Genomic DNA, 26,227 nt, shown 5'->3' on the forward strand with positions numbered 1-26,227 from the left:
CGCCCTGGCCCCGGCACGTGACGTCCTGATCGCCGGCGCCGGTGGCGGCTTCGACGTGTACGCCGGCCTGCCGCTGGCGCTGGCGCTGTGGCAGGCCGGCAAGCGGGTGACCTGGCCAGCCTCTCCTTCTCCGAGCTGGAAATGCTCGACCGGCAGGTGTGGGTGGACGAGCACGTCGCGGCGATCCGGCCGGACACCCTCAGCCCTGACTGGTACTTCCCGGAGGCGCACCTGGCCCGCTGGCTGGCCGGCCGCGACCTGCCGTCGACCGTGTACGCCTTTCCGCCGCTGGGCGTGCAGCCGCTGCGCGAGGCGTACCGGCACCTGGTCGACCGGCTCGACCTCGACGCGATCGTGCTCGTCGACGGCGGCACCGACATCCTGTTGCGCGGCGACGAGAGCGGCCTGGGCACCCCGGTGGAGGACATCACCAGCCTGGCCGCCGTGGCCGGGCTGGACGTGCCGGTCCGGTTGGTGAGCAGCCTCGGGTTCGGCATCGACGCGCACGACGGTGTCAACCACGTCGAGGTGCTGGAGAACCTGGCCGCGCTCGACCGGGAGGGCGGCTACCTCGGCGCGCTGTCCATTCCGGGCTCCAGCCGCGAGGCGGTGCTCTACCGCGAGGCGGTCGCGCAGGCCCAGGCCGCCACCCCGCACCGGCCGAGCATCGTCCAGGGGCAGATCGCCGCCGCCACCGGCGGCGCGTGCGGAGACGTACGATTCAGCCGGCGCACCGGCCACGGCGACCTGTTCGTCAACCCCCTCATGGCGATCTACTTCTCCGTCGACCTGCCCCGGCTCGCCGCCCGCTGCCTCTACCTCGACCGGATCGAGAACACGATCGGGCGGCGCCAGGTCGTCACCCGGATCGAGGCGTTCCGCGACGAGCTGCGGGCCACCCGGGTCCCGCGGGCGTTTCCGCACTGACGGCCAGGGCATGTCGTACCGGTGTGGGAGGGTCCGGGCATGACGACGTTCGTACTCATCCACGGTGGCGGAGGCAGTGCGTGGGACTGGCATCGGGTCGTCCCCGAGCTGGCCGCCCGGGGCCACGACACAGTGGTGCCGGAGCTGCCGATCGGGGACCGTTCGGCGGGGTTCGCCGAGTTCCGCCGGACGGTGATCGACGCCGTCGGTGACCGCGACGACCTGGTGGTGGTCGGGCACTCGTACGGCGCGTTCACCGCACCGCTGGTCGCCGACCGGCTGCCGGTGCGCCTGCTGGTCCTGCTCACCCCGATGATCCCGCGGCCCGGTGAGAAGCCGGGGGACTGGTGGGGCAACACCGGCTACCGCGAGCCGGACGGGCTCAGCGAGGAGCAGCAGTTCTACAACGGCGTGCCGGCCGAGATCGTCGCCGAGGCGCCGGCGCACGCCCGGGAGCAGGTCAGCACGGAGTGGGACGAGCCGTGGCCGTCGGCCACCTGGCCGGACGTGCCGACGAGGGTGCTGATCGGCCGCGACGACCGGTTCTTCCCCGCCGACTTCCAACGCCGGGTGGCCGCCGACCGGCTCGGCGTGGTTCCGGACGAGATCGACGGCGGTCACGCGGTGACGCTCAGCCATCCCGGTCCGCTCGCCGACCGGCTGACCGCCTACCTGGCGGTCTGACCGTCCGGCCGCCGGGTTCGGGAGACCGCAGCGGCCGGGCGTGCGGGCTCCGGGTCGCGCGTGTGCCGGCGGGTCGGCAGCAGCAGCGGCGTGGCGAGCAGCAGCACCCCGGACACGGTGATCGCGGCGAGTGGGCCGACGACAGTGGCGAGGACGCCCCACACGGTCATCAGCGCGGCCTGGGTGAGCCGGCCGGTGACGCTCCACGCGGTCAGGACCTGCGCGGTGTGCGCCTGCGGGGTCCGGCGCAGGCGCTCGGTCGCGTAGATCGGGTTGAACACGCCCATGTACGTGATGAGCGTCGACTCGACGGCGATCACGGTCAGCAGTCCGGTGGTCCCCGGGTGGGTGAACGCGAGACCGAGCGGAACGATCGACCGCAGCCAGCCGGCCACCGTCATCACCCGCCGCCGCCCGTACCGCCGCACGAGGCGTGGGCTCAATCGTGCGCCGAGCACGCCACCGAGCGCGGAGACGCCGAAGACCAGCCCGTACTGCCAGGCCGCCACCCGGTACTCACCCAGCAGGAGCACCGCCAGCAACGGCGCGGTCGCCATGATCAGGCCGCCGACCAGCACCGAGTTGAGGAACAGCCGCCACAGCACCGGGTCGCGGCGCACGAACCGCCAGCCCGCGCCCAGGTCGGCGGCCCGCGAACCGCCCGCCGGGACGCGGGGCGCCGCCGTGTCGCCGCTGCGAATCCGCCGCACCGCGAGCGCCGACAGCAGATGGCTCACGGCGTCGGCGGTGATGGTGACGACCGGGCCGAGCAGCCCGACGAGCGCGCCCGAGCGGGGGCCCGGCCGCCGTCGCGGCCCAGCTCGTCGCCTCGAGCCGCCCGTTCGCCGCCAGCAGCCCGTCACCACGGACCAGGCTCTTCAGGTACGCCCCGGACGCGGCGGTGAACGTGATGCCGGCCGTCCCGCAGACGACCGCGACGACGAGCAGTTGGCCGTAGGACAACACCCCGAGCGCGTACGCGGCCGGCACGCTCGCCAGCGCCGCGAACCGGACCAGATCCGTCGCGATCATCACCGGCAGCTTGGGCCGGTGGGCCACCCACGGGCCCAGCGGAACCGCAAGCACCGCCGCCAGGGCGAGCCCGGCGGCCTCCAGGAGCGACACCGCGAACGCCGAAGAATCCAGCACCCGCACCGCGATCAGCGGAAACGCGCCGAACGCCAGCCAGGTGCCGTACGTGCTCGCCGCGTAGGCCGACCACAGCCACCCGAAATCCGATCCCCGTCTCCGCACGCCCCGCCCCCGTCACCGATGCCCCGCGCATCAGACCGGCCGCGCTGGCGCCGCAGCAAACAACCGCCGCCCGGCGCGCCACAGCCGTCGGCTGGGGCCGCCTACTGTGAGCCGGTGGACAGCGAGGCGGTGCGGTCGTTCGTGCGGGCGGCCGAACTCGGGCAGTTCCGGCACGCCGCCGACGAGCTGGGCGTCACCCAGCAGGCCGTGTCGAAGCGGATCGCCGCGCTGGAGCGGGAGCTGGGCGTGCGCCTGTTCACCCGTACACCCCGGGGGGGCGAGCTGACAGGCGACGGCCTGGCGTTCCTCCCGCACGCCCGGGGCGTCGTGGCCGGCGCGGACCGCGCGGTCGCCGCGGTCCGGCCCGGCGCGCGGGCGCCGCGCATCGACGTGCTCGGCCTCCGCAGCGCGCAGGCCGTCCTCCTGCACGACTACTGGCGCTCCCACCCGGGCGTGGACCTGGACGTGGTGACGCTGCGGGTCGACGACCCCCGGCAGGTCGCCGCCGCGGTCCGGGCCGGCGACGTGGACGCCGCGTTCCGCACCGTCACCGACCTGGCCGCGCTGCCGCCCGAGGTACGGATGGTCCGCGCGTTCGACTCGCCGCTGCAACTGCTCGCCGGGCCCCGGCACCCGCTCGCGTCCGCGCGCACGCTCACGCCGTCCCAGCTGCGCGGACACCGGCTGCGGGTGCCGGGCATCGTGCCGGGCAGCGAGTGGGGCGAGTTCTACGAGCAGCTCGCCGACGCCTTCGACCTGTGGGTGGACGCGACCGGGCCGAACTTCGGCACCGAGGTGCTCCTCGACACGCTCGCGGACTCGGCGGACGTGGCGACGCTCGTCGGCGCCCGGGACCGCTACCTCTGGCCCGCCGGCCACGACCTGCGCCGCATCCCGATCACGGGTCCGGTGCTCGCGTACCCGATCAACCTGATGCTGCCCCGGACCGGCCCGCACCCGGGGCTGCGACCGGTGATCCGCCACTTCGCGGGCCTGCCGCCGCTGACCGGGCCGGTCTGGCGGCCCTCGTGGGCCGCGTGATCAGGGCCGCGACGTCCGCCGCGCCAGGTGGACCGTGACGTCGGCGGTGACCTCGACCGTGCCGGGCAGCACGTCGCGGACGCGGCGGAGCACCTGCTCGCGCACCGGTGGTGGCAGTTCGAGATAGGCCGAGACGGTCGACAGGAGACCGACGTAGTCGTCGGCGCTCATGGTGATCCGTCGCTCGATCTCCGACTGGCGTACGTCGGCGAACCACTCGGACGCGCGCAGCTCGGTGCCGGGCCACTGCATCCCGGCCTCCGGTGACGTCCCGTCCGGCGACGGGATCTCGTCGTCGGCGAGGAACTCGGACCGGGCCGCGGCCACCGCGTCGCGCAGCGCCGGGTCGGCCAGCCGCAGCGGGCCGCCGAACGAGGCGAACACGCCGCCGGGCGTGAGCAGCCCGGCGATCCGCTCCCACCGCCGGTCCGGGTCCGTCCAGTGCAGCGCCGCCGCCGCGTACACCAGGTCGTGGAGCTCGTCGGCGCGCAACTGCTCGAACGCTGCCTGCCGGACCCGCACCTCGGCCGGGACGTGCCGGCGCAGCTCGGCGAGCATCGCGGGGTCCGGGTCGGTGGCGGTGACCGTGATGCCGCGCCGGGCGAACAGGCGGGTGGCCTTGCCGGTCCCGGCCCCGATCTCCACGGCGGTCCGGACGGGACGGTCCGCGTACGCCAGCACCAGGTCGGCCAGTTCCTCGGGATAGCCGGGGCGGAAACGCTCGTACGCCTGCGCGGCCGCTCCGAAGCTCAACGCACGACCCGGCATGCCGGCCATCCTCCCACGATCGTCCGCTCGCGCCCGGCTATCGTGCGTGACCGAGCGCGGCTGGCTGGACGACACCCGCACCTCCTACGACACGGTGGCGTCCAGTTCGCCCACCGGTGACGTGGGCGGGCTACGCGTCCGGGTCCCACGCCGCGATCCGGTCGAGCACGCGCCGGTCGCCCTCGATGGTGAGCGCGTCCAGCGGTATCCGGCCGTAGAAGGCCAGGACCAGATCACCGGCGCTGGAACTGGCGGCGGTGTCGGCCGGGCCCGCATCGGCTCCCGCGAGCAGGCGGGTGACCCGTACGCCGTCGGGGGAGAGCCGCACGCGCCAGGATCCGCCCTCGGTGACGTGGTAGTCGAGGACGGCGGGCTCGTACGGCCACGGCACCGTGGTCGCGCAGCAGGTGAACAGGAAGTCCTCCACGCCGTCGAGGGCCACCTCGACCGGCACCGGCTGCGGCGCGCCCACGGTGAGCTGCGCGTCGTAGGTGTGCACCGCGATCTCCTGGAGCTGGTGCCGGGCGACGGCGCCGCAGTTCTGCGGCGACTGCGACGTGTCCCACCACGTCCAGCAGCCACGATCGGGTCCGGCGTCGCGCAGCGCGACCAGCAGCCGCTCGGTGGACTCGGCCAGCCAGTCCCGCAGCGCGGCCCGCTCCCGGGGCGCGCCCGGCCCGTCCGGCGCGGCCCGTCCGGACGCCTCGGGACCGGCCGTGACGGTGGCCGCCCACGAGCGGCGTCCCTCACCGATGTGCCGGGCCAGGTCGAACAGCGTCCACTCGGGGCAGGTCGGCACCGGGGCGTCGAGGTCCGGCGCGGCGGCGACCGCTTCCCGGAACGCGGCCGCCCGGTCGTCGATCAGCCGCAGCCGGTCGGAAAACGTCAGGGGTTCGGTCACCCCGGCTGTCTACCAGTGTGCGTGGCGGCCCGACAGCGAGTTTCGCCGCGTACGTGCGCGGCGACGGCGTCGGCCACCTGCTCGGGCGGTGCGGTGGCGTCGATCAGACGGGCGTCGGTCACTGATGCGAACGTGGCGAGCGCCCGGGCGACGTGGTCGTGCCGCCAGGCGCGCGCGCCGACCTCGACCTGGTCGGCGTCGATCCGGGCCCGCAACCGGTCCTCGGGCAGGGTGAGCACCACCTCGCGGAGGTCGACCCCCGCGGCGCGGATGCCACCGAGGATCTCCGCGCGGTACGCCGGGTCGAGCAGGCTCATCGGCACGATCCAGACGCCCGCGTGGTGCCGGTCCAACCCGGTGACCGTCTGCACGACGAGGTGACGCCACAGTGGCAGGTCCTGGAAGTCGCCGGTGGGGGAGGTGACGAACGCGGTGAGCATCGTGCCGAGGAACTCCGGGTCGAACAGCCGCGCGTCCGGCAGCGCGCTCGTGAGCAGCCGCGCGGTGGTCGTCTTGCCGACGCCGAAAGCACCGTTGAGCCAGATGATCACGCGATCATGATGCCATCACGCGGCGAAGTCGACGCCGGCCAGCGGCACGCCCCGGTACGCGGCGAGGCGCTCGGCCTCCGCGACCACCGCGTCGCGTGTGCCGCCGGTGAGCTTGCGCCACTGCTGAACGGCGACGGTGAACGACCGGCCCGACTTGCGCGGCCGCCAGGTGCCGACAAGCTCACCGTCGGCCAGCACGGCGCCGGGGCGGCCCAGCACCGGCCACAGCTCCTTCGCACGAGCCGGGTCCGGCGCCAGCGTCGCCCGGTCCCTCGCCTGGAGGAACAGGTCGAACGGGCCGAGCAGGCGCGTCGTCGTCGTCTCGGCCGACGTCAGCGCCTCCTCGTCGGCGGCCAGGATCCAGCGCGTCTCGCCGTCTACGCTCACCTCGACGGCGTCGCCCGGCCAGCGGGCCTTGACCTCCTTGACCGGGGCGTCGAGATAGTCGGCCACGTGCTTCGGGGTGGCCGGGCCGAGCAGCCGCAGGTAGGCGCCGATGAGCTCGAACCGGTCGCCGGGCGTGGCGGCGGGACGGAAGCCGCGGATGCGTTCCAGGACCGGCGGTGACGTGTCCAGCCGCAACTCCAGGCCGGCGCGCACGGCGGCCAGCCGGAACGGCATCTCGTAGAGGTGGGTCGCGTTGCACGGCCGGCAGAACCGCAGGTAGGGCTCCGGCATCACCTCGGCGAGCCGCCCGGAGACCTCGCCCTTGACCGTCGGCCTGCCGACGATCTCCCGCATCCGCGCGGCCACCTCGTCGAGCGCGGCGACGATGCCGATGCCCGCCGCCTTCAACGGCTTCGCCGCGTCGTAGATGCGCTTGCCCGCGTCGGCGTCGGAGAACGGCTCGACCGCGGCGGCCACCGCGCCCACGTCGGCGCGGCGGTAGAGGTGCGGGGCGCCGCGTACGGTCCAGAGCAGGACCAGATCGTCTCCGGACAGCGGGGTCACGTCGACACCGCGCGTCGCGAGCGCCCACCGGCCCCCGTCGGGGCCGGTGTCCTGAACGCCGATGTCGAGCACCGCGGTGTCGGCGAGCGTGCCCTGCGCCCGATCGAGCTGCTGAGCCCGGACCCGGAAGTTCACCACCTGACGACTGTCGACCACCGACACAGCGTAAGCGGCGGCACTGACGATTTCGGCGCGGCGCGGTGTGTCAGCGGACGGCGCGCGGCGCCGCGTCCGTCCGCCGGTCGGGGCCGGAGCGCTTGAGCAGGAACACCCCGCCTCCGATGAACACGAGGCTGAGCACGATCCCGACCAGGTTGCCCTCGGCGAGCGTGCCGAAGATGCCGAGCAGGCCCAGGATGACGGCCACGCCGCCGACCAGACGCATGAGGTAACGACCGACTGACTTGCCCCGTGAATCCACCATGGACGCTCGTCTACCCCTGCCGCGGCGACGTCAAACGGGCGACCGGGTCAGCGGCCGGCGAGCAGCCGTTCGCGGACCTCGCGGCGCAGGATCTTGCCGATCTGGGAGTACGGCAGCTCGTCGACGATCACGACCCGGCGCGGCACCTTGTAGCCGGCCAGGTGGGTGCGGCACGAGGTCCGGATCGCCTCCGGGCTGGCGGCCACCGCCGGGTCGACCACCACCGCGGCGACGACCTCCTCACCGTCGTCGGTGGGCATCCCCACGGCGGCGGCCTCGCGTACGCCGGGGACGCGGCGCAACGCCTCCTCGACCTCGGACGGGTAGACGTTGAAGCCGCCGGTGATGATCAGTTCCTTGATCCGGTCGACCACCGTGATGAAGCCGTCGGCGTCCATGGTGACGATGTCGCCGGTACGCATCCAGCCGCCCGGCAGCAGCACCTTCGCCGTCTCCTCCGGCCGGTGCCAGTAGCCGGAGAACACCTGCGGGCCGTGCACCAGCAGTTCGCCGGCCTCGCCGGGAGCGCGGTCGCGGGACGGGTCCTCCGGGTCGACGATGCGCACGTCGGTGGAGGGGAACGGCACCCCGACCGTGCCGGGTCGGCGGGTCGGCGCGACCGGGTTGCCGACGGTGATCGGGGACGTCTCGGTCATGCCGTACCCCTCGACCAGCAGGCCGCCGGTCACCTGTTCCCACAGCTCCACGGTGGCCGGTGGCAGCGACATCGCGCCGGACAGCGCGTACCGGATGGAGGTGAGGTCGACGCCGCGCTCCCGGGCGGCGGTGGCCAGCTTCGCGTAGACCGGCGGCACCGCGGGCAGGAACGTCGGCGGGCGGCGGCGGACCGCGTCGAGCACCTGGTCGGCGTCGAAGCGGGGGAACAGCACCAGTGTCGCCCCGATGCTCACCGCGAAGGTGAGGCAGAGGGTGAGCCCGTAGGCGTGGAACAGCGGCAGCACCGCGTACACGGTCTCCGCGCCGTCGCGCAGGCCCGGCACCCACGCCCGGCCCTGCGCGGCGTTGGCGCGCAGGTTGCGGTGGGTCAGCACCGCGCCCTTGGGCTCGCCGGTGGTGCCGCCGGTGTACTGGAGCAACGCCACGTCGCCGGCCTCCGGCGCGGGATGCCCGGCGGGCAGCGGCCCGGCGGCGGCGACCAGCTCCGACCAGGGCAGCGCGCCGGGCGCGGGGGCGGTCATCGCGGCGCGGGCGGCGCGGACCTTCGGCAGCGGCGCCCGCAGCGCCCACCGCTTGAGTCGCGGCAGCGCCGCGGTCAGGTCGACCGACACCACGGTACGCACGGCGCCGCGTCCCGCCACCAGCGGCGCGACCTTGTCCCATGCGATCGCGACGGCGGCGCCGTGGTCGGTGAGCTGCCGGTCCAGCTCGTCGGCGGTGTAGAGCGGGTTGTGCTCGACGACCACCGCGCCGAGGCGCAGCACGGCGTAGAAGGCGACCACGTGCTGCGGGCAGTTCGGCAGCACCAGCGCGACCCGGTCGCCCGGCCCGACGCCGAGCCCTCGCAGCGCCTCGGCGGCGCGGGACACCTGGTCGGCCAGCTCGGCGAACGTGGTGGTGGCGCCGTAGAAGTCGAGCGCGACCCGGGGGCCGAACCGCCCGGCCGCCTCGGTGAGCAGGTCGACGAGCGAGCCGTCCGGCTCGGTGATGTCGGCCGGGACGCCGGGTGCGTAGCTACGGGTCCAGGGTCGCTGGGTGGTCGCGTCCATCGCCGTTACTCCTCGTCGCGCGGATGACGCCCCCAGCCTAACGTGACCGCTGGGTAACCTACGCTTACGTAGGTTGCCGGGTCTGTCACATTCGGCGCAGGTCAGCGGCGGCGCGTCGAGTGCTGGTGCACCACCCGCCGGCCCTTCACGATCCCGACGACGATCACCGCGGCGAGCGCGATGACGCCGATGACGACGAGCCAGCGCACCGCCTCCAGCAGCAGCCCGAGCAGGATGATCACGCCGGCGGCCACGCCGACCACCCACAGCAACGCGCGCATGTCCCAGCCTCCCGTCGTACGGTGGGCCGCCCGCTTTCCCGCTGGTCGCGCGGCCATGCCGCCGCCGGTGGATCAGTGCCGGGCCACGTACACGGTGTTCGCCGCCTCCCGGCCCTGCAGCGGGTTCGGGAACCGGACGACGTGCGCCACCGAGGTCGGGAACACCTCGGTCAACGTGCGCTGGAACGCCGGGTCCGGGGGGTCGTTCGACCACAGCGCGAAGACGCCCTCCGGGTGCAGCAGCGCGGCCAGCCGCCGCAGCCCGTCGACCGTGTAGAACGCGGCGTGGCTGGGGTGCAGCACCTGGCGAGGGGAGTGGTCCACGTCCAGGAGCACCGCGTGGAAGCGGCGCCCGGGCTCGTCGCTGTCGAAACCGCCGTCGGCGACCGCCGCGAAGAAGTCCGCCCGGACGAACCGGGTACGCGGGTCGGTGGCCAGTCCGGCCGCGAACGGCAGCAGATCCCGCCGGTGCCAGTCGATCACGTCCTCGATCGCCTCGACCACGAGCAGCGACCGCACCCGGGGATCCTCCAGCGCGGTACGCGCGGTGTAGCCGAGACCCAGGCCGCCGACCACCACGTCCAGCGCGTCACCGGTCAGCGGGGCCAGTCCGAGGCGGGCCAGCTCGATCTCCGCGACCGGGAAGGCGCTGGACATGAGGTACTCGTCGTCGAGCTTCACCTCGTACACGTCGGATTCCAGCGCCGGGTCGCGGCGCCGCCGCAGGCTGATCTCACCGATCGGCGTCTCTCGCCAGGCCAGTTCCTCGAAACGCGCGCCCACCCGTGTCCTCTCCGCCGATCCGTCCCCGGGATGCTACCGGCCAGTCCCCGGCTCGGCCCGGCGGAACGGCGTCGGCCGGCGGTCAGCCGGCCGGACGGGTGGCCACCACGACGGTGTCCAGCGCGTCGACGGTGCCGCCGTCGCCGGCCGGGACCGGCCGGCGAGCCGTCTCGGCCCGCCGCACGCGCAGCCCGGCCAGCCCGTCGACCACCGCCTCCGGCGTCAGCAGGATGGCCGGGTCCTGCGGGCCGCCGACGCCACCGGAGAGGTTGGCCAGGTCGTGCCCGACCACCACCAGCGTGCCGCCGGGACGCAGCGCGGACTTCGCCGCGGCGAGCACCCCGGCGAACTCGGGCGCGGGCAGGTGCAGGTAGCTGATCAGCACCAGGTCGTAGCTGTTCGGCACCGGCCGGTACGCGGTCACGTCCGCGACCCGCCAGTCGACAGCGACGCCACGAGCGGCGGCCAGTTCCCGCCCCCGCGCGACGGCCACCGTGGAGAAGTCCACCGCGTTGACCCGCCAGCCCTGACCGGCCAGCCAGACCGCGTTGCGGCCCTCGCCGGCGGCGATGTCCAGTGCTGAGCCGGGAGTCAGTCCGGTGACCGACTCGACCACGAAACGGTTGGGCTCAGCGCTCCACACCAGTCCGGGCGTGTCGGCGTACCGGCTGTCCCAGGCGTTGCTGTCCACTGTGTCCCCTCCTCCGGCGGCCCCACACCGCCACGGTGACCGTACCGGCCACGGCAAGCGCTCCCAGGGCGAGTCCCCAGACCGGCGGCAACTGCTGGGCGAGCACGAACACGCCCATCACCACGACGAACCAGCCGAATCCCCGGCGCAGCAGGTCGGCCGGGATCCGGCCGGCGAGCCGGCCACCGAGCAGGCTGCCGACGACGGCGGCGGCGGTGACCCCGGCGGCCAGCCCCCAGTGGATCTGCACGCTGGACAGGTACCCGGCCAGCCCGGCGAACGACTTCATCGCGATCACGACCAGCGAGGTGCCGACCGCGACCGGCATCGGCAGCCCGCCCAGCAGGGCCAGGGCGGGTACGACCAGGAAGCCGCCGCCCGCGCCGACCAGGCCGGTGACCAGACCGACGACCACGCCGTCCCCGATCACCCGCAGCATCGGCAGCTCGGGCACCGGGCGGCCGTCGGTGGACCTGCGGCCCCGGAGCATCGCGACCGCGGTGGCGAGCATCATCAGGGCGAACCCGGTCAGCAGCATGCTGGCCGGGACGAACTCGGCCAGCCGGCCGCCCGCGTACGCGCCGGTCATGCCGGCCACGCCGAAGACGAGCCCGGTGCGCCAGCGGACCCGGTTCGCACGCGCGTGCGGCAGCACGCCGACGGCGCTGGTCACGCCGACGACGAGCAGCGAGGTGGCGATCGCCTCCTTGGCGGGCAGGTCGGCGACGTAGACCAGCAGCGGCACGGCGAGGATCGACCCGCCGCCGCCGAGCAGGCCCAGCGTCACGCCGATCAGCACCGCGCCGGCCAGCGTCAGCGCGAGGGTGGTCACCTGCGTTCCCCGTCGCGCAACTGCCCCACGATGGTGTCCAGGTCGCAGCTCGCGCCCCGGTTGTACGGCAGCTTGCTCAGCATCATGCCCATGGCGCAGGTGTTCGTGAGTGCGGCGAACGTGAGGCCCGCGCCGATGAACGCGGCGACCCACTTCAGGCCCGGCACGAACACCGAGCCGACGATCGCGGCGAGCACGATCGCGCCGGCGACGAGGCGGACCTGGCGCTCCAGGTCCCAGCGGGCGCGGCCCTGGTTGACCGGGGCATTGGTGGCCTGCCAGGCCAGCATGCCGCCGTCGAGCACCTTGACGTTGGGCAGGCCGACGGTGGCCAGCGCCTGCCCGGCCTGGCTGGCCCGGGCGCCGGAGCGGCAGATCAGCACCACGTCCTCGTCCAGGTGGCCGCGCAGCTCCGCGCGGTGCTCCCGGAGCAGGTCCAGCGGCACGTTGTAGGCGCCGGGGATGTGCGCCGCCTCGAACTCACCCGGCGTACGCACGTCGAGCATCCGGGGCGTACGGCCGGCGGCGATCAGCTCACGCAGGCCGGCCGCGTCGATGGTCGGGGTGGTCGTGGTCATGCGGTGTCTCCTTGAATGGGGTGTTCTCGGGCAGGGTTCAGCGCCGGCCGGCGTGGGGACACGCCGGCCGGGCGCCAGGGGAGAGGTCAGGCGGTGGGTGCCATCCGTACGCCGGCCGCCTCGGCCCGGCCGTACGAGTCGTCGATCAGCACCACGTCCCGGCCGGCGTTGGCGAGCAGGGACGCGGCGGCGGTGGCCCGGTAGCCGGAGCCGCAGTGCACCCAGATCGTGCCGTCGGGGATGTCGGCGAGCCGCTTGGGCACGTCGGGCAGCGGCACGTGCACCGCGCCGTCGATGTGCCCGGCCCTCCACTCGTTCGTCATCCGCACGTCGAGGACGACCTGCGGCTCGGGCAGCCCGGCCGGGGTGTTCCCGGCCTGCGCGGCGGCGAGCGCCGGGAAGTCGGCCACCGCCATCTCCCGCAGCTGCGACGGGTCGGCGGTCCACTGCTCGGGCTCGCCGGTGGCCTGGGCGGCCGGCCGGTCGATGCCGATGCGGACCAGTTCCCGCTGGGCGTCGGCGACCTGCTCCCGGGTCTGCGCCAGGAACGTGATCGGCGTGCCCCAGTCGATCAGCCAGCCCAGCCACGTCGACATCGGCCCGTCCAGGCCGAGGCTGACGGTGCCGGCCAGGTGCGAGGTGGCGTACGCCTTGCGGTGGCGCAGGTCGACCACCCACTCGCCGGCGGCGATGCGGCGGCGCAGCTCGTCGGCTTCGGCGCGGGCCACCGGCGTGAGGTCCACCGGGGCGGGACCGGCGGCGTTGGCGACGCCCATGTGGGCGTAGTACGCCGGGTAGGCGTCCAGGCCGGCCAGCGTCTCGGTGACGAACTGGTCGGCGGCCAGCCGCAGCACCGGGTTGGCCTCCTTCTCCCGGCCGATCGTCGACTCGGGGGCGTCGGCCTGGCTGGCCGAGCAGAAGCTGCCGAAGCCGTGGGTGGGCCACACCTGCGCGCCGTCGGGCAGCAGGTCGGCCAGCTTGCGCGCCGAGGCGTACTGGTGGTGCGCCAGCTCGTGCGCGTGCTGCTTGCCGAGCAGGTCGGTGCGGCCGGTGGTGCCGAACAGCAGCGACCCGCCGGTGAACACGCCGGCCGGTGTCCAGCCGCCGTCGTGCTCGTCGAGCACGTACGACAGGTGGTGGAACGTGTGGCCCGGGGTGCCGAGCACCCGGAGGCGCATCGTGTCCGACACCGCGACGGTGTCGCCGTCGGACACCGGGGTCCGGTCGAAATCGACGGTGTCGGCGGCGGCCACCAGGTACTGCGCGCCGGTGATCCGGGCCAGTTCCAGGCCGCCGGATACGTAGTCGTTGTGGATGTGCGTCTCGACCACGTGGGTGATCCGTACGCCCTTGGCGCCGGCCAGGTACAGGATGCGGTCGATGTCGCGCTGCGGGTCGACCACGACCGCCACCCGGCCGTCGGAGGCGAGGTAGCTGCGGTCGCCGAGCGAGGAGGTCGCGATGACGGACACGTCGAGAGTCATGCCGTTCCTCTCTTAAGCTATATACCCCTGGGGGTATTTGGGTGGTAGTCTGCGGCCTGGGATCTCCAGGCATGTGTCTACCCGCCCGCGTCGTCGTCACACGGCGCGGACGGGATCCAGCCGGTCAGTGCGGGCGCCGTCGGGCGGGGAACGTCAGGTCGGGGAGACCGTCAGGCCAGGGACATGAAGAGCTTCTCCAGCTCCTCCTCGGTCATCTCCGGCTCCTCGCCCGCCTGGCGGGCGGTGTCGCAGTAGCGCATGCCGGAAGCGATGATCTTGAAGCCGGCCCGGTCGATCGCCTTGGAGACCGCGGCGAGCTGGGTCAACGCGGCGCGGCAGTCCGCACCGTTCTCCATCATCTCGATGACGGCGTTGAGCTGCCCCCGGGCCCGCTTGAGCCGGGTCAGCGCCTCGCCGGTCATCTCGGGTCGAAGATTCACGTCCCACCTCCTGCACTCGACGATACCCCAGGGGGTACTGATGTCGCCACCCGGATCAGGCGGCGGCCAGGGCCGCCCAGGGGTATCCATTCCGGGGGTGGTGGCGCAGCCTGGGCGGGGACACGCAGGGTCGCCGCGACATCGACGGAGCGCTTATCCTGTGCGCCGGCGATCCCGGCGGAAGGGACACGATGGCGTCGCGGCAGGACCAGCTCCACTCGTACCAGTTCACCGTCCAGCGGGCGGTCGCCGCGCTCGTCATGCGGGAGACGGACCCGCCGCAGTCGCCGTTCCGCCGGCTGGCGGGAGCAGGTCTGGCCAGCGTCCTGGTCGCGGCGATCGCGCTCGGCGGTGTCGCGCTCTACGGCCTGTTCACCGGCGGCGGGGACTCCTGGCGGGAGACCGGCGCGGTGATCGTGGAGAAGGAGTCGGGGGCGCGGTTCGTCTACCGCGACGACAGGCTGCACCCGGTGCTCAACTACGCCTCCGCGCTGCTGATCATCGGGGCGGAACGGCCGAAGACGGTGCTGGTCAGCCGGCGCGCCATCGACGGCGTGCCGCGCGGCCTGCCGCTGGGCATCGCCGACGCGCCGGACTCGCTGCCCGCCCCGGACCGGCTGGTCCGCGACGCCTGGACGCTCTGTTCGGTCACCGGCGACGAGGCCGGACGCGGGGAGGCCGGGCGTCCGGCGGCGGGGCGCGACGAGGCCCGCTCGGTGCTGCTGATCGGACGGACGGCCACCGGCGGCCGGGTGCTCGGCGACCAGGGCCTGCTCGTCCGGCACCCGGACGGCGGCCTGCACCTGCTCTGGCACGACCGGCGCTACCTGCTGCGCGACACCGACCGGGTGCTGGCCGCGCTGGCCGCCACCCGGGAGCGGGCGGTGCCGGTCGCGGCGGCGCTGCTGAACACGCTGCCGGCCGGCGCCGACCTTGCTCCGCCGCCGGTGGGTGACCTCGGTGAGCCGTCCGAGCGGGTCACCGGCGCGAACGTGGGCGACGTCTACCTGGTGCGCAACTCCGGCGGCGGGCGGCAGTACGCGGTGGCCCAGCGCGGCGGCCTGGCCGGCATCACCGAGTTGCAGGCGGCGCTGCTGCTGGCCCGGACCGGCCAGGGCGAGCCGGAACCGATCACGCTCGGCCGGTTCGCCGCGCTGCCGAAACTGCCCGGCCTGGTGCCCGGCGGGCCGACCGCGCCGCCCGCCGTGCCGCCCGGGCTGGCCGCCGCCGAGGGGGGTGCGCTCTGCGCGCGGGCCGGCGACGACACCGGCGTACGCGAGATCCGCCTCGGCGTCACCATGCCGGACCCGGCCGCCGCCGCACGGACGCCGGGCGGGCGGTCCGGGCTGGCCGACGAGGTGGTCGTCGAGCCGGGGCGCGGGGCGCTCGTGGAGGCGGTGGCAGCGCCGGGCGCGACCGGCGGCGCGATCTGCTTGGTCACCGACCTGGGCCGGCGGTACGCGCTGGCCGGCGCGGACGTGCCGGGCATGCTCGGGTACGCGAACGTGCGCCCGGCGCGGCTGCCGGCGGGCCTGGTCGACCTGCTGCCGGCCGGCGGCCCGCTCGACCCGGAGGCCGCCCGCACGGTGGCCGCACCCGCCTGACCGGCCGGGCGGCAGCGCTCGACCGCCCGGGCGGTGGCCGGGAGGCCGGCGGTGGGGAGCGGGTCAGCCGGCGGGGCGGCGCAGCACCGTCACCGCGAAGTCGGCGTCGTCCCGCCACGGCCGCAGGTCCCAGGTGGCGAAGCGGTGCTCGGGGCGCAGCCCGGCGGCCACCGCGTCGGCGTCCAGGTCGGCCACCGGGTAGCCGCGGTCGGTGGCGAACCCGACCACCACCAGGCCGTCCGGGCGCACGTGCGCGGCGACGCGCCCCAGCACGTCGCGTTCGGTGCCGGGGGCGACGAAGACCATCACGTTGCCGGCCAGCACCGCGGCGTCGAACGGCTCGGCCTCGCCCTGGGCGGCCAGGTCCAGCTCGGCCAGGTCGGCGACCAGGAAGCGGGGGCCGGGGTGGTCGGCGCGGGCCGCCTCGACGAGCGTCGGGTCGGCGTCCACGCCCACGACGTCGTGCCCGCGCGCGGCGAGCGCCCCGGCGACCCGGCCGGTGCCGCAGCCGGCGTCCAGGACGCGGCCGCCGGGCGGCACGAGCGCGTCCAGCAGCCGTGCCTCACCGGCCAGGTCGGCGCCCTCGGCGGCGAGCTGGCGGAACCGGTCCACGTACCACTGTGAGTGTCCGGGCTTCGTGTCGGTCACCCAGCGGGTCGGCTTGGCCATGAGGCCACCGTAACTGATCTTGTGCCGCCGGTCAGGCGAGCGCCGGGAACGTGCCGGCGGCCAGCGCCGCCGGCACGTCGCTCAGCCCTTCTCGGCGCCGCTGGTGAGCCCTTCGGTGAGCAGCCGCTCCCCGGCGAAGAACAGCACCACGATCGGCAGCGTGAGGATGACCGAGCCGGCCATCAGCACGGTCTTGGGCACCTCGACGCCGTCGGCCAGCAGCGACAGCCCCAGCGACACGGTCCACCGGTCCGGCCGGTCGACCAGGAACAGCAGCGCGAAGAGGTACTCGTTCCAGGCGATCATGAAGTCGTACAGCGCGACGGCCATCACCGACGGCGCGGCCAGCGGCAGGCTGACCCGGCGGATGATGCCGAGCCGGCCGGCGCCGTCGATCGCCGCCGACTCCTCCAGACTGACCGGGATGGTCTCGAAGTAGTTCTTCAGCATGTAGACCGACACCGGCAGCGTCTGCGAGATGTAGACGAGCACCAGGCCGGTCAGCGACCCGCGCAGCCCGGCCCGGCTGAAGACCACGAACAGCGGGATCGCGATGACGATCGACGGGAACAGGTAGACCGCCAGGAACAGCGCGCTGACCTGCCGGCGGCCGAAGAACCGCAGGCGGGACACCGCGTACGCGCCGGGAATGGCGATCACCAGGGTGAGCGCGGTGGCGGCCACCGCCACCAGGCCGCTGTTGCGGATGAACGTGAGGAAGCCCTGTCCGCCGTCGGAGACGGACTTCAGCACCTCGGCGTACGTGGCGACGGTCAGTTCGCCGAACGGCACCCAGAGCGAGCCGGGTTCGAGCAGCAGGCGTTCGATCGGGCGTACCGACAGCACCAGCATGTACCAGAACGGCAGCAGCGTGACCACCAGGAACCCGGCGATCACCAGCCGGCGCAGCCAGCGCAGGCTCACCGTCTCGATCCGGTCCCGGTCCATCACGCCTCCCGTCGCGCGCCGAAGAAGCGCAGGTAGATGGCCACGAACACGAGCAGCACCACGGCGAGCACGACGGCCTGGGCGGCGGCCGCGCCGATGTCCGTGCGGGCGGTGAGGAACTGGTAGACCCGGACGCTCACCACCTCGGTGCCGGCCGCGCCGCCGGTGAGCAGGTAGACGTCGTCGAACTTGTTGAACGTCATGATGAAGCGCAGCACCCCGATCAGCGCCATCACCGGCATGAGCTGTGGCAGCAGGATGTGCCGGAACCGCTGGGTGGGTGTGGCCCCGTCGACCCGGGCGGCCTCCTCCAACTCGCCGGGCACCGCCTGGAGCCGGGCCAGCAGGAACAGGAACGCGAACGGGAAGTAGCGCCACGCCTCGAACGCGATCACCGTCCAGAGCGCGGTGGACTCCTGGGACAGGAACGGCACCGGGGAGTCCCAGCCGAGGAAGCGCCGCCCCCAGTCGTTGACGATGCCGAGCTGCGGGTCCAGCATCACCTGCCAGACGAACGTCATGGCGACCACCGGCGCCACGTACGGCAGCAGCATGGACGCGCGGACCAGCGTGCGGCCCCGGAACGGCCCGCGTACGGCGAGCGCCGCCACCAGGCCGACCACTATCGAGCCGACGGTGCCGCCGACGCTGTAGAGCACAGTGGTCCAGAGCGTGTCGGCGAATCCGGGCGTGTGCAGCACCCGGTCGATGTTGTCCAGCGTCAGTTCGCCGAACAGGCCGGTCTTGCGCAGGGTGGCCAGGCGTACCCGTTGGAAGGCCAGCACCACGGTCCAGACGATGGGTATGCCGATCACCGCGATCACGACGAGCAGGGTCGGGGTGACCAGCGCGAGCCCGGCGCGGGACTCGCGGCGGCGCAGCGTCAGCGGGCGTCGGCCGGGTCGGCGGGGTCGCTCCGGTGCGGGGGAGCGACCGGCCTCCGGCGCGGTGGTGGTCAATTGACGCCCTTGGCGATCGCCTCGACGTCCTTGCGGGCGCGTTCGGCGGCGGCACGGGCGTCGGACTTACCGCCGATCACGTCGGCGAGCGCCTTGGGCACCGGCAGCTCACCCAGGATCGCGCCGACCAGCTTGCCCTGGTTCTCGGTCAGGCCCCAGCGCTGGAACGTGTCGGGACTCTCTCGCAACGTGGCGAGCACGTCCTCGCCGTACACCTCGGACAGCGGCTTCTTGGTGTCCACGCCGGCCGGGCTGGTGTTCCAGGCGGTGCGGAACTTCTGCTTGTCCTCCGGGGTGCCGGTGCGCACCGGAAAACGCCCCTCGGGGGACATGCCGAACCAGCGCGGGTAGCCGTCGGAGAGCATGTACTCCACGAACGACTTCGCCGGGTCGGCCGCGCCGTCGAGCACCGACCAGGAGCTGACCTCGCCGTACTGGGCCGGCTCGGTGCCGTTCGGGCCCTTGATCGCGGTGACGAAACCGCTGTTCTTCGCCAGCCAGGCCGGATCGGACTGGCACTGCGGGCAGGTGGGGCGGGCGTCGGCGCGCAGCCCCGCCAGCTCGTCGAGGATGAACGGCGACCAGATCAGCATGGCCGCCTTGCCGGCGAAGTAGGTGGCCCGGGTGGTGTCGACGTCCTGGGCCCCCTTGACCGAGTTGTTCCGCATCAGGTCGCCGTAGAAGCGGAACGCCTCGACACACTCGGGGGAGTCGAGCGTGACCTTGCCGGAGTCGTCGGTGAGCCGGCAGTTGTTCGCCAGCGCCAGGTGCTCGAACGTCTGCTGGGTGAACACGTCGCCGGGGGAGGTGGCCGCGGTGATGCCGGCGACGCCGCCGGTGTTCAGCTTCGCCGCCGCGGCGGCGATCTTCTCGTACGTGTCGGGTGCCGGCAGGCCGGCGGCGGCGAACAGGTCCTTGCGGTAGACCAGCAGCTGGCCCCACCCGTCGCTGGGCACGGCGAGCTGCTTGCCGCCGTCGCCGGTGAGTTCCAGCGCGCGTGGCGTGAACGTGTCCCGGCCGAGCCGGTCGATCACGGCGCCGTTGGCGTCGGCGTCGACCAGTTCGTTCGTGGACAGCGTGCGCACCCCGGCCAGCGACACCGAGCCGACCACGTCGGGCAGGTCACCGGCGGCGGCGCTGGAGGCGATCAGGGACGGGAACTGGTCCTCGTTGACGGTGACCAGGTTGACCTTGACGCCGGTCTTGGCGGTGTAGTCGGCGATGATCGCCTTGGTGGCGGCGACGCGGTCCGCCACGTCTTCCAGGCTCCAGACGGTGATCTGCGAACTGTCGGATTTCTGCCCGTCGTCGCTGCATGCGGCCATGCCGGTCCCGGTCAGTGCCAGGATCAGGCTGATTGCGAGCCGCCGCGTGGAGGGTGATGACATCGGTGGCACTCCTCTCGAAAGAGTACGGCCTGCCGCTAATACCCTTCGATTCATCAATCTAATCACATATGCCCATTTTTTGGGTTAGAATCGGGGCCGGCACTTTCTTCGGAGCGACGCCATGAGCAACTGGGTTGTCTCTCTGGCCGGGCCCCGGCACGTACGCCTGGAGCCCTGCCCCACGGACCGGCTCGGTCCGGGCCAGGTCCGCGTCCGCACCCGCTACTCGGGCATCTCCGCCGGCACCGAACTGACGCTCTACCGGGGCAGCAATCCGCGTCTGCGCAAGGACTGGGACGCCGGCGCCCGCATGTTCGTGCCCCGGCAGGCCGCGCCCGCGTACCCGGTGGTGGGTTTCGGATACGAGGAGGTCGGCGAGATCGTCGAGGTCGCCCCCGACGTGGCCGGGCGGCGGCCCGGCCAGCTCGTCTGGGGCATCTGGGGACACCGCGCCGAGGCGGTGCTCCCCGCGACGGCCGCGCGTCCGCTGCCGCCCGGCCTCGACCCGCTCGCCGCCGTGTTCGCCCGGCCCGGCGCCATCGCGCTGACCGCAGTGCTCGCCGGTGACCTGCATCTGGGCGACTGGGTGGGCGTCTTCGGGCAGGGCGTGATCGGGTTGCTCGGCACGCGACTCGCCGCGCTCTCCGGTGCCCGCGTGGTCGCCGTCGACCGGATGCCCGGCCGGCTCGCGCACGCCACCCGGCTCGGCGCCCGCCGGGTGGTCGACGCCGCCGACTCGCCCGCCGCCACGCTGCGGGCCGCCACCGAGGGCCGGGGCGCCGACGTCTGCCTGGAGCTGTCCGGGTCGTACCCGGCGCTGCACGAGGCGATCCGCGCCACCGCCCACGCCGGCCGCGTCGTCGCGGCCGGCTTCTACCAGGGGTACGCCCACGGGCTGGAACTCGGCGAGGAGTTCCACCACAACCGGATCCAGCTCGTGGCCGCACAGGTCTCCGGGCCGGACCCGGCACCCGGCACGGCCGGCCGGTGGTCCGGGACACGGATCGCGGACACCTTCATGGACCTGGTGGCCGAGGGCAGCGTCGACCCGCTGCCGCTGGTGAGCCACGTCGTCGACGCGGGCGCGGTGGCCGACGCCCTGGCGTTGCTCGACCGCGGTGACGGTGACGTCCTCCAAGTGGTGCTGAGGTTCTGATGGACATTCCGCTGGCCTGCCAGGAGCAGTTGCTTCCCGGCACCGACCTGACCCAGAAGTACGCCCTCGCCGTCTCCCTCGGCTACCAGGGCATCGAGCTGCGCGGCCGGGGCGACCACGCTCTGGCCCGGCGGCTGCCGGAGCTGCGCCGCGCCCGCGCCGCCGGGGTGGTCATGCCGACCGTCTGCGTCGAGATGGACCACTTCATCGGCGACTTCGACCCGGCCCGCTCCCGCGACGCGGTGGACAACCTGCGCTCCCAGCTCTCGGTGATCGCCGAGCTGGGCGGCGCCGGCGCGATGACGCCGGCCGCGTGGGGCATGTTCTCCCGCCGGCTGCCCCCGTTCGAGCCGCCCCGCTCACCCGAGCACGACCGGCATGTGCTCGTCGACGCCCTGGGCGAGCTGGCCGGGCACGCCCGCGCCGAAGGGGTGACGGTGTTCCTCGAACCGCTCAACCGGTACGAGGACCACATGGTCAACCGGCTCGACCAGGCGGTCGAGCTGTGCCGGGCGGTCGGGTCGCCGGCGCTGCGGGTGGCCGCCGACACGTACCACATGAACATCGAGGAGGACGACCCGCACGCCGCGCTGCGCGCCGCCGCGCCGTACCTCGGGCACGTGCAGGTCAGCGACTCCAACCGGCACCAGCCCGGCGCCGGGCACCTCGACTGGGGCGCGCTGCTGGCCACGCTCGACGCGATCGGCTACTCCGGCTGGCTGGCGCTGGAGTGCCGGCTGCGCGGCGAGCCGGTCGCCGCGCTGCGCCAGGCCGCCACCGCGCTGGCCCAGGCCCGTCCCCGGCGGGCCGCCGCATGACGCTGACCACCGGGGTACGCGCCGGTGCCGACCGGCACGCCCGGCTGCGCCGCCTCGCGCTGGCCACCCTGGACGCCAACTGGGAACACGACCACACCGTCCCCTCCCGCACGCTCTACCCGCACCAGTGGAGCTGGGACTCCGCGTTCATCGCGATCGGCCTGGCCCACATCCGCCCGGACCGGGCCTGGCGGGAGCTGCGCACGCTGTTCGCCGCGCAGTGGGTCGACGGGCGGGTGCCGCACATCGTGTTCAATCCGGCCTCGCGCGCCGGGCCGTACTTCCCCGGACCGCAGTTCTGGGACTCGGCCCGAGCCGACGGCGCACCGGCCCGGGCCACCTCCGGGATCGTCCAGCCGCCGGTGCACGCCCCGGCCGCCTGGCTGGTGCACCGCAGCGCGCCCGGCGAGGCGTCGGTGGCCGCGCTGCGCCGGCTCTACCCGAGGCTTGTCGCGCAGCAGCGCTACCTGACCGGGAGACGCGACGCCGGGGGCGGCGGGCTGGCCGCGATCGCGCACCCGTGGGAGTCCGGACTGGACAACAGCCCGGCCTGGGACGCGTCGCTGGCCGGGGTACCCGCCGACGAGGCGGTGATGCGCGCGTACCGCCGGCACGACACCGCGCACGCCGACGCCGCGCAGCGCCCCACCGACCTGGACTACGCGCGCTACGTCGCGCTGGTGGAGTCCTACCGGGCCGGCCGCTACCGGGACGAGGGCCTGCTCGGCCGGCACCCGTTCCTGGTGGAGTGCCCGCTCGTGAACGCCGCGCTGGGCGTCTCCGAGTACGCGCTGGCCCGCATCGCCACCGTGGTCGGCGCCGACCCGGGCCCGCACCGCGACCGGGGCGCCCGGATCACCGAGGCGCTCGGGGCCCGCCTGTGGGATCCGGTCGCCGGCACGTTCCGTCCCCGCGACGTGCGCACCGACCGGCTCGTGCCCGCCCGGACCGTGCTCGGGCTGATGCCTCTGGCGCTGCCCGAGCTGCCTGCGGCGCAGGTGTCCGCGCTGCTGGCCGAGGCGTGCTCGCCGCGCTTCGGGCTGGCCGCCCGGATGGACCGGCCGCTGCCCACGTACGACCGCACCGCACCGGACTTCGAGCCGCTGCGCTACTGGCGCGGCCCGAGCTGGATCAACACCGGCTGGCTGCTCTGGCAGGGACTGCGTACCCACCGCCGGGCCGACCTGGCCGACGGGCTGCGCGAGTCGATGCTCGACCTGGTCGACCGGGCCGGCTGCCACGAGTACTTCCACCCGGACACCGGCGCCGGTCTCGGCTCACCGGCGTTCAGCTGGACGGCCGCGCTGGTGCTCGACGCGCTCGCCCAGGAGTGACACCGGTGGGCGCCGGGTGCGCCGACGCCCACCGGTGGCGTGCGGGCTCAGGCGATGCCGGCCGGGGTGCTGCCGCCGATCCGCAACCCCGCCATCGGCGCGTCGTCGACCGCGTAGCCGAGCGCGTCGACCACCTCGACCACGCCGCTGACCTGCCGGGCCAGCCGCACCGCGAGCTGCGCGGTGGAGCGGCGCTCCACCTGGCCGGTGAGCGTCACCACGCCCCGCTCCACCGTCACGTCCACCACGCCGTCGCGGACGCCGAGGCTGCGCCACAGCACCTCCTCGACCACGTCGCGGCGGATGCCGGCGTCCGGGCGCAGATGCACCTTGAGCAGGTCGCCACGGGTGACGATGCCGACCAGGCGGCCGAGGTCGTTCACCACCGGCAGCCGCTTCACGCCGCGCGCGTCCATCAGCCGGGCCGCCTCGACCAGCGTCGCATCCGGGGTGATGGTGACCGGCGGAGCGGTCATCAGGTCGGCGGCGAGCGTCGCGTCGGCCTTCGCCCGCGCCTCGCGGCGGTGCCGGTCCGGCAGGATCCGCCGCTCCCGGGGCTGGCCCAGGAACTCCACCTTGTACATCAGGTCCGCCTCGGACACCACACCGAGCACCCGGCCGGACTCGTCCACCACCGGCGTCGCCGTGACGTGCCGGTCGGTCAGCACGTCGACGATCTCGCGGTACTCCGTGCCCTCCCGTACCGACGCCACGTTCCTGGTCATCACGTCCTGTACCTGCCACGTGCGCATGGCGAACCTCCCTGTGTCCGCCTCCGACGCTAGGCGGCGGCCACGGGCCGGAGCAGGGGCGCAAAGACCAGGTCAGGGGGCCGGAGGTCCCGAATCACCCAGCCGGGACGGGTTCGGCGGCCCCGTCGAGGGGCGGCTCGGCGGTCAGCAGCTCGGCCGGCACCGGCTCGACCTGCACCCGGCAGTCGTGGAACGTCGGCGCCGCGCCCAGGTCGGTGTCCCGGACGCCGGTCACCGCGTTGACGGTCGACCGGCCGGGGCTGCGCCGCGCCCAGTACGCCTTGTAGGTGAACGCCAGGCCCGGCCGGGTCGCCTCGTCCACCGCCACCGCGGCGAGGAACGCGCCCCGGTCGTTGTGCACGCGTACCGCGTCGCCGTCGGCGAGCCCGCGCGCCGTCGCGTCGGCCGGGTGCAGGTGCACCAGGGGTGGGCCGACGCGGCGGGCGTGCCAGGGCAGGGAGGCGAACGTGGAGTTCATCAGGTAGCGGTTGGCCGGGGTGAGCAGCGTCAGCGGGAAACGGCGGGCCAGCTCCGGGTCCGCCGCCTCGGCCGGTGGGGTGTAGCCGGGCAGCGGGTCCACAGCGAGCGCGGCCAGTGCCGGGTCGTGCAGCCGGGCCCGCCCGTCCGCGGTGGGGAAGCCGCCCTCGGCGTACGGCGCGGAGCCGACCGGCACGCCGGTGAGCCGGGCGTACGTGCGCTCGCGCAGCTCCTCGTACGTGATCGGGGCGCCGGCCAGCAACTGCCGGGCCAGGTCCTCGTCGCTGTCGCGGAACGCCGGATGGTCGACGCCGAGCGCGGCGGCGATCCGCCGGAAGATCTCGGTGTTCGGCAGCGCCTCGCCGGGCGCGCGGGTGACCGGCAGGTTCAGCGTCGTGTAGTGGTGCCCGTAGGACGTCTGCAGGTCGAGGTGCTCGGGCTGCATCGTGGCCGGGAGCACCACGTCGGCGTAGTCGCAGGTGTCGGTCCAGCGCTGTTCCAGCACCACTGTGAACAGGTCGGCGCGGGCCAGCCCGGTGAGCAGCCGGGCCTGGTCCGGTGCGGTCGCCGCCGGGTTGGCGTCGAACACCACGAGTGAGGTGACCGGCGGGTCGGCCTCCCCGGTGAGCACGGTGGCCAGCCGGCTCATGTTCAGCGACCGGGACGCCGGGGCGGGCATGCCGGCTGGCCGGATCACCGGGCCGTTGTCGACCGGGTGGTGACCGCTGGTGGTCACCAGCGCCCCGCCGCCGGGGTACCGGAAGTCGCCGGTGACCAGCGGCAGCGCGCAGATGGCCCGGATGGCCTGCCCGGCGCCGTGGTGCCGTTGCAGGCCGAGCCCGACCCGTACCGCCGTCGGCCGGGTGGTGGCGATGCGCTTGCCGAGGCCGCGTACCGTGCCGGCCGGCAGGCCGCACTCGGCGGCGGCCCGCTCCACCGGCCAGTCGTCGAGCCGGGCGGCCAGCTCCGGCCAGCCGGTGGTGTGCGCGGCCAGCCACGCCTCGTCGGCCGCCCCGGCGTCGCGGACGTGCCGCATCAGCCCCAGCGCGAGGGCCGCGTCGGTGCCGGGCAGCGGCGCGACGTGCTCGTCGCTGCGGGCCGCCGTCTCGGTACGCAGCGGGTCGACGGTCACCACGTACGCGCCGCGCTCGCGGGCCTGCTGCACGAACGGCCACAGGTGCAGGTTGGTGACGAGCGGGTTGGCGCCCCAGAGCACGATCAGCTTCGCCTCGACGATCGACTCCGGCTCGAAGCCGACCGAGGCGCCGTAGAGCGAGCGCAGCGCCGCCCGCGCCGCCGCCGTGCAGATGGTGGTGTCCAGCCGGGACGCGCCCAGGTGGGCGAAGAGGCGGGGGCCCATGGTCCAGCCCTGGACCAGGCCCATGGTGCCGGCGAAGTAGTAGGGCAGCACCGACTCCGGGCCGTCCCGCTCGATGCTCGCGCGCAGCCCGGCGGCCACCCGCTCGACGGCCTCGTCCCAGCTCGCCGGCCGGTACGCGACCCGGCCGGCGCCCTTCGGGCCGGTGCGGACCCAGGGCGTGGTGAGCCGGTCCGGCCCGTTCACCGCGTCCAGGTAGCGGTTCACCTTGCCGCAGAGCGCGCCCCTGGTGAACGGGTGGTCCCGGTCGCCGCGCAGCGCGACCGCCCGGCCGTCGTCGACCGTGAGCTGCCAGACGCAGGTGTCCGGGCAGTCCAGCGGGCAGGCGCCGGGGTGCGTCGTGACGGGGGCCATGGGGCGGATGCTACCGACGCGACCGGCCACCCGCCCTCCGGCTCTCCCCCAGGTGGGTCGCCGTGTTTGGCCG

General features: G+C 74.2%; 27 protein-coding genes. 7 read left to right on the forward strand and 20 right to left on the reverse strand.

Features of this window, described 5'->3' with window-relative positions; genetic code table 11:
* The first annotated feature begins 87 nt into the window (after positions 1–87).
* On the forward strand, positions 88–927 hold the full coding sequence (locus tag ACFYO8_RS27125) for a DUF1152 domain-containing protein (protein WP_354873671.1): 840 nt from the start codon (positions 88–90) through the stop codon (positions 925–927).
* A 39-nt stretch (positions 928–966) separates the two neighbouring features.
* Complete coding sequence (locus ACFYO8_RS27130; RefSeq protein WP_354873669.1) at positions 967–1,611, forward strand: alpha/beta hydrolase; 645 nt, start codon at positions 967–969, stop codon at positions 1,609–1,611.
* Here the strand turns inward: ACFYO8_RS27130 and ACFYO8_RS27135 are convergent.
* The gene (locus ACFYO8_RS27135; RefSeq protein WP_354873667.1) at positions 1,596–2,348 is read right to left on the reverse strand and encodes an MFS transporter; all 753 of its coding nucleotides are present in this window, start codon (positions 2,346–2,348) and stop codon (positions 1,596–1,598) included. The two genes, ACFYO8_RS27130 and ACFYO8_RS27135, sit on opposite strands and share 16 nt — an antisense overlap.
* Positions 2,349–2,979: 631 nt before the next feature.
* Between ACFYO8_RS27135 and ACFYO8_RS27140 the strand changes: the two genes are divergently transcribed.
* A complete protein-coding gene (locus tag ACFYO8_RS27140; RefSeq protein WP_354873665.1) occupies positions 2,980–3,906 on the forward strand; it encodes a LysR family transcriptional regulator in 927 nt (308 codons plus the stop codon).
* Here ACFYO8_RS27140 and ACFYO8_RS27145 read toward each other — a convergent pair whose 3' ends face one another.
* The 13 genes from ACFYO8_RS27145 to ACFYO8_RS27205 all read right to left on the reverse strand — a co-directional run bounded on the left by ACFYO8_RS27145 (position 3,907) and on the right by ACFYO8_RS27205 (position 14,317).
* Positions 3,907–4,674 carry a methyltransferase domain-containing protein gene (locus tag ACFYO8_RS27145; RefSeq protein ID WP_354873663.1) on the reverse strand — a complete coding sequence of 256 codons (768 nt, stop codon included), beginning with the start codon at positions 4,672–4,674 and terminating at the stop codon, positions 3,907–3,909. It lies immediately after the preceding gene.
* Positions 4,675–4,804: 130 nt separating this feature from the next.
* Entirely contained in the window at positions 4,805–5,575 is a 771-nt protein-coding gene (locus ACFYO8_RS27150; protein ID WP_355096865.1) for a maleylpyruvate isomerase N-terminal domain-containing protein, read from the reverse strand.
* Positions 5,572–6,126 carry an AAA family ATPase gene (locus tag ACFYO8_RS27155; protein WP_355096863.1) on the reverse strand — a complete coding sequence of 185 codons (555 nt, stop codon included), beginning with the start codon at positions 6,124–6,126 and terminating at the stop codon, positions 5,572–5,574. The genes ACFYO8_RS27150 and ACFYO8_RS27155 overlap by 4 nt, the downstream gene beginning before the upstream one ends.
* 15 nt (positions 6,127–6,141) lie before the next feature.
* Positions 6,142–7,233: a winged helix DNA-binding domain-containing protein gene (locus ACFYO8_RS27160; protein ID WP_387257724.1), complete on the reverse strand. Its 1,092-nt coding sequence runs from the start codon at positions 7,231–7,233 to the stop codon at positions 6,142–6,144.
* Positions 7,234–7,282: 49 nt separating this feature from the next.
* Positions 7,283–7,501 carry a hypothetical protein gene (locus tag ACFYO8_RS27165; RefSeq protein WP_354873655.1) on the reverse strand — a complete coding sequence of 73 codons (219 nt, stop codon included), beginning with the start codon at positions 7,499–7,501 and terminating at the stop codon, positions 7,283–7,285.
* A 47-nt stretch (positions 7,502–7,548) separates the two neighbouring features.
* Complete coding sequence (locus ACFYO8_RS27170; protein WP_354873653.1) at positions 7,549–9,228, reverse strand: long-chain-fatty-acid--CoA ligase; 1,680 nt, start codon at positions 9,226–9,228, stop codon at positions 7,549–7,551.
* Positions 9,229–9,329: 101 nt separating this feature from the next.
* Complete coding sequence (locus ACFYO8_RS27175) at positions 9,330–9,509, reverse strand: hypothetical protein (RefSeq protein ID WP_354873651.1); 180 nt, start codon at positions 9,507–9,509, stop codon at positions 9,330–9,332.
* Between the two features lie 72 nt (positions 9,510–9,581).
* Positions 9,582–10,292 carry a spermidine synthase gene (locus ACFYO8_RS27180; RefSeq protein WP_354873649.1) on the reverse strand — a complete coding sequence of 237 codons (711 nt, stop codon included), beginning with the start codon at positions 10,290–10,292 and terminating at the stop codon, positions 9,582–9,584.
* Between the two features lie 82 nt (positions 10,293–10,374).
* The gene (locus tag ACFYO8_RS27185) at positions 10,375–10,983 is read right to left on the reverse strand and encodes a class I SAM-dependent methyltransferase (RefSeq protein WP_357710479.1); all 609 of its coding nucleotides are present in this window, start codon (positions 10,981–10,983) and stop codon (positions 10,375–10,377) included.
* Entirely contained in the window at positions 10,922–11,815 is an 894-nt protein-coding gene (locus tag ACFYO8_RS27190) for a sulfite exporter TauE/SafE family protein (RefSeq protein ID WP_354873645.1), read from the reverse strand. Before ACFYO8_RS27190 ends, ACFYO8_RS27185 begins: the two co-directional genes overlap by 62 nt.
* Entirely contained in the window at positions 11,812–12,393 is a 582-nt protein-coding gene (locus ACFYO8_RS27195; protein ID WP_354873643.1) for a rhodanese-like domain-containing protein, read from the reverse strand. Before ACFYO8_RS27195 ends, ACFYO8_RS27190 begins: the two co-directional genes overlap by 4 nt.
* 86 nt (positions 12,394–12,479) lie before the next feature.
* A complete protein-coding gene (locus ACFYO8_RS27200; RefSeq protein WP_354873641.1) occupies positions 12,480–13,877 on the reverse strand; it encodes an MBL fold metallo-hydrolase in 1,398 nt (465 codons plus the stop codon).
* A 170-nt stretch (positions 13,878–14,047) separates the two neighbouring features.
* Positions 14,048–14,317, reverse strand: a complete 270-nt coding sequence (locus ACFYO8_RS27205; protein ID WP_354873639.1) for a metal-sensitive transcriptional regulator — start codon at positions 14,315–14,317, stop codon at positions 14,048–14,050.
* A gap of 191 nt (positions 14,318–14,508) precedes the next feature.
* Between ACFYO8_RS27205 and eccB the strand changes: the two genes are divergently transcribed.
* On the forward strand, positions 14,509–15,921 hold the full coding sequence (eccB, locus tag ACFYO8_RS27210) for a type VII secretion protein EccB (protein ID WP_354873637.1): 1,413 nt from the start codon (positions 14,509–14,511) through the stop codon (positions 15,919–15,921).
* A gap of 63 nt (positions 15,922–15,984) precedes the next feature.
* Here the strand turns inward: eccB and ACFYO8_RS27215 are convergent, their stop codons facing one another.
* The 4 genes from ACFYO8_RS27215 to ACFYO8_RS27230 all read right to left on the reverse strand — a co-directional run bounded on the left by ACFYO8_RS27215 (position 15,985) and on the right by ACFYO8_RS27230 (position 19,885).
* Positions 15,985–16,590 carry a class I SAM-dependent methyltransferase gene (locus ACFYO8_RS27215; RefSeq protein ID WP_354873635.1) on the reverse strand — a complete coding sequence of 202 codons (606 nt, stop codon included), beginning with the start codon at positions 16,588–16,590 and terminating at the stop codon, positions 15,985–15,987.
* A gap of 81 nt (positions 16,591–16,671) precedes the next feature.
* Complete coding sequence (locus ACFYO8_RS27220; RefSeq protein WP_354873633.1) at positions 16,672–17,538, reverse strand: carbohydrate ABC transporter permease; 867 nt, start codon at positions 17,536–17,538, stop codon at positions 16,672–16,674.
* Complete coding sequence (locus tag ACFYO8_RS27225; RefSeq protein ID WP_354873631.1) at positions 17,538–18,497, reverse strand: sugar ABC transporter permease; 960 nt, start codon at positions 18,495–18,497, stop codon at positions 17,538–17,540. Before ACFYO8_RS27225 ends, ACFYO8_RS27220 begins: the two co-directional genes overlap by 1 nt.
* Positions 18,494–19,885 (reverse strand): extracellular solute-binding protein, encoded by a 1,392-nt coding sequence (locus ACFYO8_RS27230; protein WP_354873629.1) that lies wholly within the window; start codon positions 19,883–19,885, stop codon positions 18,494–18,496. Before ACFYO8_RS27230 ends, ACFYO8_RS27225 begins: the two co-directional genes overlap by 4 nt.
* 121 nt (positions 19,886–20,006) lie before the next feature.
* Between ACFYO8_RS27230 and ACFYO8_RS27235 the strand changes: the two genes are divergently transcribed.
* Genes ACFYO8_RS27235 through ACFYO8_RS27245 form a run of 3 tightly spaced genes read left to right on the forward strand, consistent with a single transcriptional unit; the run spans position 20,007 to position 23,193 of the window.
* Positions 20,007–21,041, forward strand: a complete 1,035-nt coding sequence (locus tag ACFYO8_RS27235; protein ID WP_354873627.1) for a zinc-binding dehydrogenase — start codon at positions 20,007–20,009, stop codon at positions 21,039–21,041.
* Positions 21,041–21,859, forward strand: coding sequence for a sugar phosphate isomerase/epimerase family protein (locus tag ACFYO8_RS27240; protein WP_354873625.1), 819 nt, complete (start codon positions 21,041–21,043; stop codon positions 21,857–21,859). The genes ACFYO8_RS27235 and ACFYO8_RS27240 overlap by 1 nt, the downstream gene beginning before the upstream one ends.
* Positions 21,856–23,193, forward strand: coding sequence for a hypothetical protein (locus ACFYO8_RS27245; RefSeq protein WP_387257725.1), 1,338 nt, complete (start codon positions 21,856–21,858; stop codon positions 23,191–23,193). Before ACFYO8_RS27240 ends, ACFYO8_RS27245 begins: the two co-directional genes overlap by 4 nt.
* 47 nt (positions 23,194–23,240) lie before the next feature.
* Here ACFYO8_RS27245 and ACFYO8_RS27250 read toward each other — a convergent pair whose 3' ends face one another.
* Together ACFYO8_RS27250 and ACFYO8_RS27255 are read right to left on the reverse strand one after the other, a co-directional pair.
* Positions 23,241–23,945 carry a CBS domain-containing protein gene (locus tag ACFYO8_RS27250; protein WP_354873621.1) on the reverse strand — a complete coding sequence of 235 codons (705 nt, stop codon included), beginning with the start codon at positions 23,943–23,945 and terminating at the stop codon, positions 23,241–23,243.
* Between the two features lie 94 nt (positions 23,946–24,039).
* Entirely contained in the window at positions 24,040–26,154 is a 2,115-nt protein-coding gene (locus tag ACFYO8_RS27255; RefSeq protein WP_354873619.1) for a molybdopterin-dependent oxidoreductase, read from the reverse strand.
* Positions 26,155–26,227 lie beyond the last annotated feature (73 nt).

The organism is Micromonospora sp. NPDC005257, from assembly GCF_042872445.1.
Classification (GTDB): domain Bacteria; phylum Actinomycetota; class Actinomycetes; order Mycobacteriales; family Micromonosporaceae; genus Micromonospora.